Source organism: Streptomyces enissocaesilis (assembly GCF_039533765.1).
Classification (GTDB): domain Bacteria; phylum Actinomycetota; class Actinomycetes; order Streptomycetales; family Streptomycetaceae; genus Streptomyces; species Streptomyces enissocaesilis.
Window position 1 is genome coordinate 17,649 of record NZ_BAAAUD010000060.1, and the last position, 13,741, is coordinate 31,389.

General features: G+C 66.7%; 8 protein-coding genes and 6 pseudogenes. 5 read left to right on the plus strand and 9 right to left on the minus strand.

The annotated features are described in order from the left end of the window. Window positions 1–194: 194 nt before the first annotated feature. Window positions 195–1,619: an IS701 family transposase gene (locus tag ABD374_RS30155; RefSeq protein ID WP_344499565.1), complete on the minus strand. Its 1,425-nt coding sequence runs from the start codon at window positions 1,617–1,619 to the stop codon at window positions 195–197. A gap of 184 nt (window positions 1,620–1,803) precedes the next feature. On the opposite strand from ABD374_RS30155, the pseudogene ABD374_RS30160 reads away from it, so the two are divergent. Beyond that, window positions 1,804–2,199, plus strand: a pseudogene (locus ABD374_RS30160) (transposase); the annotation flags it as partial. A 153-nt stretch (window positions 2,200–2,352) separates the two neighbouring features. On the opposite strand, the gene ABD374_RS30165 reads toward ABD374_RS30160, so the two are convergent. Continuing rightward, on the minus strand, window positions 2,353–2,934 hold the full coding sequence (locus tag ABD374_RS30165; protein ID WP_344499567.1) for a hypothetical protein: 582 nt from the start codon (window positions 2,932–2,934) through the stop codon (window positions 2,353–2,355). Window positions 2,935–3,350: 416 nt separating this feature from the next. Here ABD374_RS30165 and ABD374_RS30170 point away from each other — a divergent pair, with 416 nt between their 5' ends. Together ABD374_RS30170 and ABD374_RS30175 are read left to right on the plus strand one after the other, a co-directional pair. Then, on the plus strand, window positions 3,351–3,866 hold the full coding sequence (locus ABD374_RS30170) for a GNAT family N-acetyltransferase (RefSeq protein WP_344499569.1): 516 nt from the start codon (window positions 3,351–3,353) through the stop codon (window positions 3,864–3,866). Window positions 3,867–4,350: 484 nt separating this feature from the next. Continuing rightward, window positions 4,351–5,219: pseudogene (locus tag ABD374_RS30175) on the plus strand (IS5 family transposase). A gap of 645 nt (window positions 5,220–5,864) precedes the next feature. Here ABD374_RS30175 and ABD374_RS30180 read toward each other — a convergent pair. From ABD374_RS30180 to ABD374_RS30190, 3 genes and pseudogenes are all read right to left on the minus strand, one after another. Next, window positions 5,865–6,721: pseudogene (locus tag ABD374_RS30180) on the minus strand (IS5 family transposase). A 70-nt stretch (window positions 6,722–6,791) separates the two neighbouring features. Further along, window positions 6,792–7,211 (minus strand): RacP protein, encoded by a 420-nt coding sequence (locus ABD374_RS30185; protein WP_344499571.1) that lies wholly within the window; start codon window positions 7,209–7,211, stop codon window positions 6,792–6,794. Between the two features lie 3 nt (window positions 7,212–7,214). After that, window positions 7,215–7,322, minus strand: a pseudogene (locus ABD374_RS30190) (DUF6192 family protein); the annotation flags it as partial. A 59-nt stretch (window positions 7,323–7,381) separates the two neighbouring features. Here ABD374_RS30190 and ABD374_RS30195 point away from each other — a divergent pair. After that, a complete protein-coding gene (locus ABD374_RS30195; RefSeq protein WP_344499573.1) occupies window positions 7,382–7,969 on the plus strand; it encodes an Imm21 family immunity protein in 588 nt (195 codons plus the stop codon). 26 nt (window positions 7,970–7,995) lie between these two features. On the opposite strand, the pseudogene ABD374_RS30200 reads toward ABD374_RS30195, so the two are convergent. Beyond that, window positions 7,996–8,764 (minus strand): annotated as a pseudogene (locus ABD374_RS30200) (transposase). 60 nt (window positions 8,765–8,824) lie between these two features. Further along, a pseudogene (locus ABD374_RS30205) lies at window positions 8,825–10,442 on the minus strand (ISAzo13 family transposase). A gap of 198 nt (window positions 10,443–10,640) precedes the next feature. On the opposite strand from ABD374_RS30205, the gene ABD374_RS30210 reads away from it, so the two are divergent. Next, window positions 10,641–10,970 carry a hypothetical protein gene (locus ABD374_RS30210; protein WP_344499575.1) on the plus strand — a complete coding sequence of 110 codons (330 nt, stop codon included), beginning with the start codon at window positions 10,641–10,643 and terminating at the stop codon, window positions 10,968–10,970. Window positions 10,971–11,065: 95 nt separating this feature from the next. Here ABD374_RS30210 and ABD374_RS30215 read toward each other — a convergent pair whose 3' ends face one another. Together ABD374_RS30215 and ABD374_RS30220 are read right to left on the minus strand one after the other, a co-directional pair. Then, window positions 11,066–11,989 (minus strand): hypothetical protein, encoded by a 924-nt coding sequence (locus tag ABD374_RS30215; RefSeq protein ID WP_344499577.1) that lies wholly within the window; start codon window positions 11,987–11,989, stop codon window positions 11,066–11,068. Window positions 11,990–12,153: 164 nt separating this feature from the next. Next, window positions 12,154–13,278, minus strand: a complete 1,125-nt coding sequence (locus ABD374_RS30220; protein WP_344499579.1) for a chymotrypsin family serine protease — start codon at window positions 13,276–13,278, stop codon at window positions 12,154–12,156. Window positions 13,279–13,741 lie beyond the last annotated feature (463 nt).

Sequence of the window (13,741 nt, forward strand, 5' to 3'; positions counted from 1 at the left end):
GGCGAACCAGTCGTCCTCGAAGCGCTGCTCCGTCCCGCGCGGGGCGCTGCTCTCGGAGATCCAGGTGCGCGCCCGGGCCACCATCGGCCACCGCCCCGGGCTCCAGCTGCGACAGGGGCGTCTGCCTGCTTTCGGAGGTGCATCTTGTTTCGGGCGCCGGGCTAGCGGTGGTTTGTTGAACCGGGGAGTAGAGATCAAGTGGGTGGCCTGCGCCGACGGCGTTGATCAGGGCTTGGAGTTCGGGTGGTGGGGGTGCGTTGGTCCAGGCCCGCCAGCAGCGTTGGAGGGTGGTCCGGGGGTCGAGCCAGGCCCGGACGGCTCGGATCGCCCTGGGCCAGCTGGCCGGTTGGGGCTGGTGGGGTCTGCTTGGCCCCCCTCTCAGCCGGTCCCGCCGGAGTTGCGGCCGGCGGGACCGCCGGGACAAGAGCGAGTTCCTGCTCTGGCGGTCGAGTGAACCAGTTGTCCCAGCAGAATGAGAAGGCGCAGGTGACCAGGGTCTGGCGGCGGCGGATGGCGGTGTCGGAGCTGACCTGGAAGTCGGCCCAGCCGAGTTCGTCCTCGACCTGCTTGTAGCGTTGCTCGATCCAGTGCCGGATGCCGTAGATCCGGACGACTTCGTGCAGGTCGGCTGCGGGCTCGGGGCTGTCGGCCTCGCGTGGGCCGCCGGGGCGGGGCAGGTCGGTGGCCAGGTACCAGGTGGCCTGCGCGGGCAACGTGGTCGGGTCTGCGGTCGCCACGACCAGGCGGACGTTTCCATCGGGTCCCCACCAGCCGAGGCGGGCGTCGGCGGCCCACCAGGACTCGGTGTGCCCGTCGCGGAAGGTGCGCTCGAGCGGGGTCCAGTCGCCGGGATGTTCGGGGTCCCTCCAGGTCAGGGCGCGGGCGGCGTCGGCGGGGGTGCAGGCGTTTTTGCCGTAGGCCCAACTGCCGTGGCTCGGTTTGAGGACCATGAGGAACGGCATCCCCGCCTCGCCGAGTTGCCTGCGGAAGCTGTCCTGGTCGACGTAGGCGCAGTCGGCGGCCACGGCTCGGAAGGCCACCCCAATGGTCTTCGCGATGCGGGCCGGCTCTGCGGCGATCTGCAGCTTCGTGCGGAAGCCGGGGTCGCTCCTGCCCTGGGGGAAGTGATGGGCGGGACTGTAAGGCACGGCGTGGAGCGGGTAATAGAGGTTCTCATCGGCCCAGCAGGTGGTCACCGTGACGATGCCGTTGTCGGTCTTGCCCAGCCGGCCCAGCCACTGCCGGCCGATGTGCGCGGTCGCCTTCCCGTCCTTGCGGTCCCCCGAGTCGTCGATCACCAGCACTCCGCCCGGGTGCGCTGCGGTCGCCGGGTCGGTCAGCAGCAGCTCCGCCCTGCGGGAATGGACACGCTCGTGGTCCCACGTCGACTCGGACAGGAAGAACTGGAGCCGCTGCACCACCGGGTGCTGTGCACCGGCCACCGGCTCGGTGCCTGCCAGGCAGGTCAGCGTCTTGTTGCGGTCCCGCGGCAGCAGCAGCCCCGCGAGGTACTCCCTGAACCCGCGGCGCTGTGCCAGTGTGGAGAAGAGGTCATCGAAGCGTGCGGCGTAGGCTTCCAGCGGGCCCGGAGCAGGCGGACACGGCACACGACGGGTCATCACAAGTTCTCAGGCGGCGAGGCAACGTTCCTCTGCCACCGGCCTACTACGGACCTGAGCCGCAGTCAACAAACCGCCGCCAGGAGCCGCTTGCAGAGGTGCTCCCCGGTCCGCAGGGGGAGCCCAGCACTCTGGGCCGGTCGGCAATGGTCTGTGTGCCACCACCTGATTCACCCGTCACCCCGACGGCCTGATCAGCGAAGAGTCCCTCCGCCTCAAACAACTCTTGGACCGCTGCACCGAGTTGGCTGACACTGCCGCTCACGTCCGCGAGTTCGCCAAGATCATGGACCGGCTGGACGGCGAGCGGCGACTGCCCGGCTGGATCGACCGAGCGGAAAACGCCGAGCTTCCGATGGTCCGTGTCTTCGCCCGCAGCCTCCGCAACGACCTCGACGCCGTTATCCAAGGGCTGACCAGCCCCTTCAACTCGGGCATCGTCGAAGGCCGAGTCACGGACCTGAAATCCATCAAGAGGCAGATGGCAGGACGGGCAGGCTTCCCTCTGCTACGAAAACGCGTCCTGCTCGTCGCCGCCACCCGTCGACCACCCACCGTCACCAGCGACGTTATCCATTGACCGCGATCGCGAAAAACATGGACGAACCGCTTGCTTGGCCACCGTCAATCGAGGAGGCCCGCCTGCTCAAGGGCCATGACGCCAGCTACGGGGAGAGCAGCACCAAGACTGGCATCCCGTAGACCTCCCTGCACCGCTACCTGCGAGGGTAATTCAGTACCACCACGACACTGGCGGCAGAGTGTCCTTGATGAAGGCACACGCGTCACGAAAACCACCTGGCACGACCCCCTCTACACCGAGTTCCTCCGTTGCCTCCGCCAGCTTCTCGACAGCGATCCGTTTGCCCGCCGAGTCGATGCGCACCCAGACGTTGGCCGTGGCGTGAAAGTTCTCCTCGATGAAGAACAGCATGGTCGGGTCCGGTGCGGCCGCCCACGCCTCGATCGCCTCGCGATGGGCCGGGTCCGCGGGGTCGAGCAGGGTCCGGCTTCTGAGTCGATGGGAGTGCAGGTGCGCATCCACTGTAGTTATCGTGCCCTGTCCGGTTCCGCCGATGCCGATGGTCGTCCCATTGCCGTTGACGAACAGCACGTGCAGGTCGATGACGACATAGGGGACCTCACCCTTCGTCCGGTACCAGTTCCACACGATCTTCCGTGGCTCCACGGCATGGGCCCAATCCGCAAAGTCGGCGAAACCGATCTTGAAGAACAGCGCCGGCTTGACGACCTCACCGCACTGGACGAGCTCCAGATATGGAACGTAGCGATCCCAGCCCTGGTACCGAGCCAACGCATGAGTATCCGCGTACATGAGATCGGGCTGGTCCCACGCATCCAGGCGCCACTGCAGCGGGTGAGTCGCCTGTGCCGGTCCGGTCTCAGGCAACGGTGCGGCAGCCGGACGGGAAGTCGGCCCTGGAGCCACAGGAGAGTGCGATCGACGACGTCGAAACCAAACCATCACCCGACTGTAGGAGAAATCCGCCGGGACCGGTACGGCGGGAGTCGGGCCGATGGCCAATCTCGCTGCGTCCGTTGACCTTCTTCACGAAAATCTTGGAAGAGCCTCAAGAACTCCCCAAGTACGGCCAGTTACTGAGGTAACTGAACGTGGCCGCTGTCGGCTTGTCGTGCGCACTTTTGAGTCGTCGCGCCCAGCGGCAGCCAAGTTCGCGATGCGCCTCGCGCGGCTGACAGACTGCACAGATGATCGACGATCTTCCCGCTGGCCTGAGGGCCCGGCACCTTGCCGACGAAGACCATCTCCGCGTGCTCGCCGTACTGGACACGTGGTGGGGTGGCCTGAAGGGGGAGGCAGGGGCGACGGAACGTGCGCTGCTCTTGCCCCGGCTGTACTTCCAGCACTTCACCACCACCAGTTTTCTGGTCGAACGCGGCAGTGGAGAAGTTGCCGCTTTCCTGGTCGGTTTCCTGTCGCAGACAGAGCCCGAAACCGCCTATGTGCACTTCGTCGGCGTCGACCCGGCGCTGCACGGACAGGGTGTCGGGAGTGCCCTTTACCGGGCCTTCTTCGCGCTCGCTCGGTCACACTGGCGCCGTTACGTGCACTGCATCACCAGCCCGGAGAACACCGCGTCGCGGGCGTTTCACACCCGACTCGGCTTCACGGCCTCAGCCGTGAAGCCGGACTACGACGGTCCCGGACTCGACCGGGTGGCGTTCACCATCGACCTTTCCGCGGAGCCGGTGGCCATCCCCTAGCGGAACGATGCCCCGGTCCATCGCCAGGAACCCGCCGACTGCGGTGACTCACCGTCACCTTCGCGGCCAGTCCACTCCCCGCCAACTGGCCGCGAGCGGGGGAATCTTAACTGGCCACCTACGATCCCCTTTGGCATCGGGGAGGCATCTTTGTGCATTTAAAGAGCGTTTTGTCCCGGCGAGGTTGTTTGGTTCGAGGTTCAGGTGTCGCGCCAGTTGGGAGTGGATTCGCGGGTGAGGCGTCTGCTTGGAGGTTGTTTTCGCCTGTGTTGCGCGTGTATAAGCCGGTTGGTGAGGCGCTGGATGGTGGTGCAGGTGAGGCCGTGGAGATGGTCAATGCCTGCGGGGCGCATGGGGTTAGGGATGGGGCGGGAGGCGATGTACTCCTGTCTCATCCCACGTTGTCCCGTCGTCGTGGTCGTGTGCTTCCGCCGTCACAGATGCGCGCCTGGGCGCACTCGGTCCGGCGCGGTACGCCGGAGGAATGACGAACCGACGTGCGTATCCGAGTGATCTGTCCGATGCCCGTTGGGAATTGATCGAGCCGGTCCTTGCGGCTTGGCGCTTCGAGCGCCGGGGCAGGGCCCTGGAGTTTGGCCGGCCGCCCGAGCACGACCTGCGCGACATCATGGACGCGATCTTGTATGTCGACCGGACCGGGGTTCAGTGGCGCTATCTCCCACACGACTTCCCGCACTGGAACACGGTCTACGGCTACTTCGCCAAATGGGCGGACGAAGGTGTGTTCGCCCGGCCGGGCGGCCTGCTCAGGCAACTGCTGCGCGAGAAGGAGGGGCGGCGGGGCGAGCCGTCGGCCTGTGTTATCGACGCCCAGAGCGTGAAGACCTCCACCAGCGTCCCCGCTGCCGGCCAAGGTGTCGACGCGGGGAAGAAGACCGTCGGCCGCAAGCGGAGCATCGTCACCGACACGCTCGGCCTTCTCCTCGCTGTGCTGGTGACCGCGACGGCGTGCAGGACTCCGTCGCCGGCACCACGCTGCTCGACCAGGTTGCCGCCGACCACTCCGGCATCCGCAAGGTGTGGGTCGACGGCGGGTACCGCCAGCACCTCGTCGAACACGCCGCGATCCTCGGTATCGACATGGAGATACCCGCCCGCAAGCCCGGGACCAGGGGTTTCACTCGGATCCCGAAACGTTGGGCTGTCGAGCGGACCTACGGATGGCTGATGCTCCACCGGCGTCTGGCCCGCGACTGCGAAACCCTGCCCACCCGCTCCGAAGCCGTGATCCACATCGCCATGACCGACCTAATGGCCCGCCGCCCTACCGGCGAGAACACCATTTCCTGGCGCGACCCGAAGAAGGCCACCAAGCAACCCATCTCGGGATGAAACAACGGACGAAAACGACCTCTGAAGCTGTTTTCGATCCCCGGTTCCTGAGCAGGATTGACATGACTGTGCGATGTGCGGCGGGCCCGCAGGCGTGACTCAGAGGCCTGCTCGGCGGAGTGCTGCCCTGTGCGCCGTGTCAGGAGTTCGACGAGTCGTGCATGGGTGGGTGTCGAGGGAGTGAAGGGAAGGCGGCATGGGGGAGTTGGTAGCGGTATCGAGGGAGGATGGCACAGGCTGCTTCTATGCCATCGACCCTGCTACGAACGATCTTGTAGGTAACGTGATTCCCAGCGATGTTCATCGGGGAAAGTGGCGTGCTTCAGTGATCGACCCGGTGAGAGGGGTCGGTTTCGTGTGCGTGACAGGGACGCTAGAGGCGTTGGTTGAACACTCGCAGGTAGGAACCGATACGTTCAGTTGTGTGAATGACGCTCTGCGTGCCATCTCACGGCATAGGATGGTCTGATGGTCTGGTCGGCAGGGGGACCGGTGGGATAGGACTGCCGGTCACCGGGGCGCGATGAGGCTCGGGTGCCGGGCTGGGCGAACGGGTCGGGTTCGGGTTCGGCGAGGACGCCACGCGTGGCCAGGCGTTTCAGTAGTGCCTGCACTTCGTGCCTGGTCGAGGTGGTGGAGGACGGCTCAGGCGGCTTGTGCGAGCTGTTCCTGACCGACTGTCGGCTTCGGTCGGCGTGAGGATGTGCGGGTGAGGCGGCGGGTCATGAGCGTGATCGCTGCCCAGGTGATGAGGCTCTCGCTGTGCTGGACCAGTCGCTCGTAGTCGCGGGCGTGGCGGCGGGCGTTCATGACCCAGGCGAGCGAGCGTTCGACGACCCAACGGCGGGGCAGGATGACGAATCCGGCGGTGTCCTTGGGGCGGCTGACGGGCTTGATCGTGAGGTTGAGGTGCTTCTTCGCCCAGGTCACGAGCTTGCCCGCGTAGGCGGAGTCAGTCCAGACGATCGTGATCTCGGGGTGCATGAGGCGGAGGCGGAAAAGGACTTCCTTCGCGGCCGCGCTGTCGAAGAGGTCGGCGGGGTGACCATGACCATCAAGGGGAGCCCGCGGGTGTCAACGACGAGGTGTCGCTTGCGGCCGTTGATCTTCTTCCCGGCGTCGTAGCCCCTCGATTCGGAGGTGACGGTCGAGGCCGCTTCGACGGACTGAGAGTCGATGACGGTGGCCACCGCCCGAGGTCCTTTGCCCAGGTCACGGCGGATGCGGGCGGAGAGCGTGTCGCGGATCTGGCCAATGACACCGACGGCGGCCCAGCGGGCCATGAAGCCCCAGACCGTACGCCAGGGCGGAAAATCGGCAGGCAAAGCCCTCCATTCGCAACCGGTGTCGACGACGTAGCGGATCGCGTCGACGATCTCGCGGCGGGGGTGCTTCTCCGGCCGCCCGCCCGCGGGGGTTTCGCAGGCAGGCTCGGGCAGCAGCGGCTCGATCAGGGCCCACTCGGCGTTCGTGGTGTCCGAGGGACAGAGGCGAGGGCGCATGGCCGACTTCCGATATGACGGTGTGGGCTGCCGGGCCAACGGCCCGGCATACCCCACGAGTTGGACGGTTTCAGGCGTGTTTGATGAGGTCGAGGGTGGACTCGATGGAGTTCATCTGGGCGACGATGTGCTTGATCCATTTGTCGCCGGGGTGGGCGTCGGCGTGCGGGAGGATGGTGGCCTTGATGAACCGGCCGAACTCCGTCAGCTTCTCGGAGATCACGGACCGCTCGTATGCCTCCAGCACATCCCTGGGGGCTCCGAGCTGATAGCCGTCGGCGCGGTTGCAGGACAGCGGCGGCCAGCCATTCTCGGCGATGATGTCCTTGAGCATCGCGAGCCCGGCGCGGACTTGACTCGTGGACAGGCCACTGGCCCGCACCAGCTGCTGGAAACTCAGCCCGGCCGGCCGGGCTTCGAACAGGATGAACCACATTGTGTCCGCGTGGCGTCTGGCCGCATCACCCCGGCGCCGCGAGGCCCGGGCCATGGCTCACTCGCCTTTGAGGAGCTGGGCCAGGGCGTCGTCCATGTCGACCTTGCCGGTGTCGACGGCCTGCTCGATCCAGTCGAGCGTCGCGCGGACTTTCGCGATGTTCTCTGTGCTGGGCGCCAATGATCGCTGCGGAGGTTGTCAGTGGGCAAGGGCACACTGACTGGATGAGCGCCTCTTCATCCACCGCAGTCGATACGTCCCACCCCTCCTCTGTCTGGGTGGAGTCGATGGGCGGCCCTTTGATCGTCGTCCCCGTCTCCGCCCTGGCTGTATGGCGCGGGTGCTCGGAGAGCGGAGTCATGGCGGGAGACGCCACCGCTCCAGACGACTACGACCGGGCCTGTGCGGTGGACGGTCTGGCCGGTGTGATCACCGTTGGCGAGAACGGTGCGCAGGCACTGGTGCTGGCGGACGAACCGGCCACCAGCTGTTATCTGCCCGAGCGCCGAGCGTTCCTGAGGTGGCTTGCCGCCGACTCCGAGGCCGGACTGAGGGCCGCGGCAGAAGCTGTCCTTGCAGCCCCGGCCACCGAGTGGGAGGAGTGCGGTGCGTGGGTGTCGGACGGTCCGGCCGTGCTCATGGATTCCGCCGAAGCGGGCTCCGAATTGGGTATCGAGTATCCCGGCGGCGGGATGCCCGCCCAGGCATCGGTCCCGCTGCCCGTCGGTCGCTGGAGGGTCCGCGCCACCCACACCAAGGTGGACGAGGAGAACTGGGTCGGCCTGGTCCAGCTCGTGCCCACCGAATCCTGAACGGGCAGTGCTTCGGTCGGGTGCGGTCAGGCGCGGCGCGCAAGGTTGTGCAGATGGGCAATGCCGAGCATCGCGTGGTTGGACGCCCTCGCCTTTCAGGCGGCAGTCGCGGAGGATCTTCCAGGTCTTCATTCGCGCGAAGGCGTGCTCGAGGGGAGCACGGACACGGCGGTGCGAGGTGTTGTGCTGCTGCTTCCATGCCGCAAGCTCCTCGCCTGGAGCGCGTCGGTGCGGGATGACCAGCCCGGGGCCGCGGTAGCCGCCGTCAGCGCTGGTGGTGACCGGGCCGACCACTGCCTTTGCGCCTGATTCCTCCCATGCCTTGCAGTCGTTGCGGTTCCCGGGCACTGGCCGGCTCACGGCGACCGCCGAGCTGCTTTCCGCGTCCAGCACGATCTGCTGATTGGTGGAGTAGCGGTAGTTCTTGGACTGTGGGGCGATGGTGCAGTCGCGGGTGGGCACCAAGGCGCCGTCCACGATCAGCACGGTGCCCCTGCGAAACCGTCGGCGCGCCTTGAGGGCGAGCAGCGGGCCGGTGCAGCGGACGATCCGACCGGCTGCAGACTTCGACACTTCGAACAGTGGGGCTAACTGCCGCGGCGTGAGGTTTGTGTGCCAGTACGCGACCACCAGCAGCACTCGGTCCTCCAGCGGCAGCGACCAGGGACGCCCCGAACGGGACACACCCGCCTCCTCCCGAAGCAGCACCGTGACCAACGCACGGAAGGACCGAGGGGACAGTCCCGTGAACGGAGCTATCCAGGACGGATCGGATGCCGTGATCACACCAGCCACACCAAGATCGTCTCACTCGCGACCAGCGGTTACGGGACAGCCTTTAGGGCCTGCCGATCATTAAGGTGTCGTCTTGATCTTGTAGTTGGGGTGGTCGCTTTGGGCGGCGACTCTGGCTTGAAGGGTTGCCAGGAGGGCCGGCGGGGTGAGGGCCGGTGAGATGGTGATGCTCTGCGCGTCAAGCAGTCGTCTGATTTCCAGCAGAGTGCGGTGCATGGCGGTGCGGCTGCTGCCGAAGAGCACGGCCAGGGGTTCCGCGGCCAGGTTGACGCGCAGGTGGAGCGTGGTGGCCAGCACTTGGTCGGAGAAAGTGAGCCGGGGCGGGCGACCGCGCCGGATGCCTCCTTCCGGAGTCAGAGCCTGGATGAGGTGGTCCAGCTGAGGGCCGGACCTTCCCGTCAACGCGGGGTCGGACAACAGCGCCGGATCCCACCGCGTCACCGATGTCCGGGAGGCGCGAGGTTCCGTATCAGCTGGGGCGGGTTGGGGATGCAGGGCATATAGTTCCAGCCGCCGTGGAAGGCGTGACGGGTCAGCGGCAGGGCCCCATCTCCGCGTCGCCGACCCCCATGCCGGTGGGGTAGGTGTTGCTGTCCAGCCCCGCCTTCACCCGCAGTCCGGTGCGGGTAGTGGTCGCGGCGATCGATTCAAGGATGACTTCGTGGCTGGTCAGGGGGCGACCGCGCCAGTTCATCGTGATGTGGGAGAAGAGCCGGTGCTCGATCTTGTTCCACTTCGACGTGCCCGGCGGCAGGTGACAGACCGTGATGGTCAGGCCGGTTTCCGTGGCCAGGCGGGCGAGGTGGAGTTTCCAGGCCCGGGTGCGATAGCCGTTGGAGCCGCCCGCATCGGCGGTGATCAGCAGTCGTGAGGCGTGAGAGTAGGCGTCGCCGCCCTGGCCGTGCCACCAACGACGGATCGATTCCACCGCGAACGCGGCGGTGTCGTGGTCGGTGCCGACGTTGACCCAGCCGGTGTTGGCCACCAGGTCATAGATTCCGTAAGGGATGGCCTTGCCCAGCTGCGGGTCGGCGAAGTCGTGGACGCGCACCGGCACTGGGTCGCCCGTCGGCCGCCAGAAACGGCCGGAGTTGTGGAAGTCGCCCACCAGCTCCTTCTTCTTGGTGTCCACGCTGATCACCGGCTGGCCGGCATCCCGGTGATCGCGTGCCTGCTCGTTGAGGTAGCGGAACTGGGCGTCCCGGTCCGCATGCTGACTTCCCTCAAGTGTTTTGGCATTGTCCTGCAGGCGGAAGCCTTCCTGTCGCAGCAGGCCGGCGACGGTGTCCGCCCCGATCCGGTGCCCCTGGCGGGTCGGCGCGGCGGCCAGCGTGCGAGTCGACTTGGTCGTCCACCTCAATGGCGACATCGGATCCCCACGCTCGTCCGGCTCGACCAACTGCAACAGTGCAGACCGCAGCCCGGGATCGAGATCCGCGACGCGGGTGCGTCCGCCGCACCCGTCCGCCAGGGATTCGCCCGTCTCGAGGTCGGACATGCCCTTGCGGACCGTCGTCTCGCTCATCCCGGCTGCCCGGGCCACGGCCCGGACACCGCCGTGTCCCAGTCCCTGGGCCTCCGCGGCCATCAGCAGTCGCCGTTGCCGCTCGTCCAGATGCGGGAACAACACCGCAAATTTCACGGCAAGTTGGTCACGAGTCTCGTCCGGGATGCGCATACGACACCAACGAGCCCCAGCCCTGAAAGCAACATCTTGATGATCGGCAGGCCCTTTAAGGGTTGTCCCGTAACCATCGGTCACGAGTGAGACGATTCTGATGTGTCAGGGCGGACGCCGTCCTGATCGTGGACGGAACCCTGGCGCTCGCTCTGGAGCCCTGGGTGAGTGTTCCGGATCCTGTAAGGGGCATGAGGAATGGGCGTTGACGTAGTGCTGATGCAGGTGACGCATCGGGGGACGAGCCTTGAGAAGCGTCAGCTGACCACGGTGGAATTCGTACAGGACGGGGCGGACCTGTTCTCCGGTCTGTGCGTGAACAGCGGTCTGCCGATGCTCAACCGCGTGGACCCGTACCGCACCCAGATCCTTACGTCGGCGGATATGCCTCAGTTCATCTCCGAGGTCGACGCCACCTGTGGCCTGGTGAAGGGGCAGCAGGAGCGGGACATGCTGGAAAAGATCCGCGAGCTGGCCGAGCGTTGCGCGGAAGCCGCGAGCCTGGAACTCCACCTCCAGGGCGACTAACTGATCGTTTCAGAATGAGTTCAGCCGCAGGTCTTGCACTCGCCGATCTTGGTCGGCAGGGTGTCTGGGTGCGTGCTGATCGGCACCCGCATGATTCAGGGCCATTCCCACTTGATGCCGAGTACTCCGGAGCTGACGCCGGAGGCGACCAAATGCACGGTGTTGTGCGCACTGAGCGTGAGCTCCCCGGTGGGATGGCGCTCGTCGTCCAGGTCCCACTGCGCAAAGGAGTAGCACACCGCGGGCTGGGCGTTCTGGTGGAACCGTACTTCCAGGAGGTACTGTTCGGCCGGGTACCGGAATCCGTGGGCGAACTCGGTGGACACTCCTGCGGTGGGGTCGACCAAGTGGCTCTCGAAGATCCAGGTCTCGCCGGCTTGCAGGACATGGTCGAACACCAACTCGTACACGAGTGCCGGCGCGGTGGGGTGCGGGACGCACCGGCCCAACCGGCAGTTGCCCAGCTGACGGAGCCGCACCCTGGCGGGTACGCAGGAGGGGTTGCCGTAGTAGCGGGCGACGTACCGGCTCACACCGTCGCGCAGGGCGCGCACCGTGCTGCGCGTCCACAGCGAGGTGGCCCGCCGGCAAGCGTCTACGGTGACCTTGTGCTGGACGCAAACCAGTTCGAGATCGCGGGCTCGGGAGCCCGGGACCGCGTCCAGCAGTTCCGCGACCGGGGCCACGTCGGCGATGGCCGCTCGACGCGCCTGCCGGGACCGGGAATCCGCGTCGGTCGCCGCGAGCAGGCGCAGCAGGGAGCCCGGAGGCAGGGTGAGGATGTCCTCCAACGCCCGTACGGCCCGCAGGGAGGCGGCCGCTTCCGGGCGGCTGTGACCGTTCTGCCAGTTGCTCAAACTGGACAGGCCGACCTGGACACCCCGGCGAGCGAGATGGGAGCGCAGCCGTTCCAGGGTCAGGCCCTGGCGTCGGATGGCCGTCTTGAGCGCCACATCGAACGGTTCGGTCCACAATCGCGGGCTGCCGAACGGCTTCTTGGCATTCTCGAATTGCGTCACAACGTCACCCGCGTCCGCGGTCGACCAGTCGGAATCATTCGAACGGCCAGTCGAGAGTACCGCTGTGCGCGGTCGTTGTCACTGTTCGTCTGTTGGCTGCGCACACATGGGCATCCGGGGCGGGCTGTCCACGCTGGTGCGGACAGCCCGCCCCGGAGGGGACGCTAGGGGATGGTGACCCCGAAGTCGCGGTTGGCTGTGGCGAAGTCCTGGAACCCGAGGCGGTTGCCGCCGGCCCGGGTGACGGTGCCGTTGGCGACGACACCTCCCGAGCCGCCCGACGAGTACACGGACCCGCCGCTGTCACCACCCCGCGCGGCTGTCTGCCCCTGGACCTGTTCGGCCTCGACCAGATCCTCGCGGTCCTGCCAGAAGAAGATGACCTTCAAGTTGCATACCGGTGCACCGGTCGCCTCGGCGCTGGTCACACCGGACTGGCAGAGGTACTGGCCCACGAAGACGTGTCCCCAACCCTCAACGTTGACACCGGCGTTGCTGTCCCCGCCACCGACGTACATGCGGTTCTCGCTGTTGGTGGGGATCAGGCCGATGTCGTGGTCGTCGTGGCCCGCGCTGACATTGCCGATGAACTCGCCTTTGCCGTCCGCGATCCGGTGCCCCACCTGCCCGCAGTGCTCGGCGGTGAGGATGTAGCGGCGGTTGGCGGAGTCCCGGACACCGAACCCGGAGGTGCACAGCGTGCTCGCTGTCTGGTTCCAGGTCCGCGCACCACCCCACCACGGCGGTGAGTCGTCCTGGCGGGAGACGTCTTTCATCGGCTCCTCGTGCAAGACCTTGAGCGGGACATCGACCTGCTGGTCGAGCGCCGCGAGGCCCTCGGCGATCCGGATGGCGCGATCCGGGTGCGCGGCGAGCACCAGGCCGCTGCCGTCACCGGGGCTCTTCACACCGTGGAACCCGCTACCGGGATTGGCGTCCAACCACGCCCGGATCTCGCCCGCGGCGGCCCGTAGCTCCGCCTCCGAGTGCGCTGCGGCCCGCACCCGCACCGTGACCCGACGGTTGGCCTTCGCCACCGTCTCCCTGACGGACTCCGGGGCCTTCCCCTTCCACCACACGGTGACGTCCTGGTCGCCCAAGACGATCCCGGCGTAACCGGGGTGCTTGTCGCGTTCGACCACACTGCGGATGTTTTCGGCCGCCCGGACCAAGGGGCGTTGGTCGAGCGACCGGTCCGAGGCGGGTGCCGGGGCCGCCGCCTCCGAGGCTTGGGCGGACAGGGAGCCCGGCACGATCAGCGCGATCACCGACAGTGCGGTGGCCAGCATGACGCCTGCTCGCCGGTTCGTTCTCCTCGATAAATGCACGGTGCGACTCCTTGTCGACTGGGGGCAAGGTTCTCGACGATCAGAGGACATGTCTCCTCTCGACGAATGACAGCGCACCGCGCGTTCTCCAGGCAACGCGCGGACCGAGGGCTGTCCACTCCGAAATTTCGACCTGGCCCCGATCGATGCCGGTGTGGAACGAGTTCGTGCAGGTGGCGGAGTTCTCCGGAGCAAGTCAGCGACTGGGGTCACGATGAAGGACGGACACGGGTGTTGCTTAAGGAGACTCCAAGAGATATGCAGCTCGGCGTTGAAGACGTCGCCAGGGGTCTATGGCTCCTCGACGGCTCGTCCGGACGGCACGTCGGCCCAACGTGAAGACATGCGCAACCGTGACCCCTACGGCGGCCATGACCAGGGTCATGCGGTGGTGCCAGCCGGGTAGCGGCGGACCTGGTACTCG

Excerpts from the sequence above, each read along its gene's own strand:
- ABD374_RS30155 (WP_344499565.1), bottom strand. The coding sequence starts at position 1,619 with ATGACCCGTCGTGTGCCGTGTCCGCCTGCTCCGGGCCCGCTGGAAGCC.
- ABD374_RS30170 (WP_344499569.1), top strand. The coding sequence starts at position 3,351 with ATGATCGACGATCTTCCCGCTGGCCTGAGGGCCCGGCACCTTGCCGAC.
- ABD374_RS30185 (WP_344499571.1), bottom strand. The coding sequence starts at position 7,211 with ATGGCCCGGGCCTCGCGGCGCCGGGGTGATGCGGCCAGACGCCACGCG.
- ABD374_RS30195 (WP_344499573.1), top strand. The coding sequence starts at position 7,382 with ATGAGCGCCTCTTCATCCACCGCAGTCGATACGTCCCACCCCTCCTCT.
- ABD374_RS30210 (WP_344499575.1), top strand. The coding sequence starts at position 10,641 with ATGGGCGTTGACGTAGTGCTGATGCAGGTGACGCATCGGGGGACGAGC.
- ABD374_RS30220 (WP_344499579.1), bottom strand. The coding sequence starts at position 13,278 with ATGCTGGCCACCGCACTGTCGGTGATCGCGCTGATCGTGCCGGGCTCC.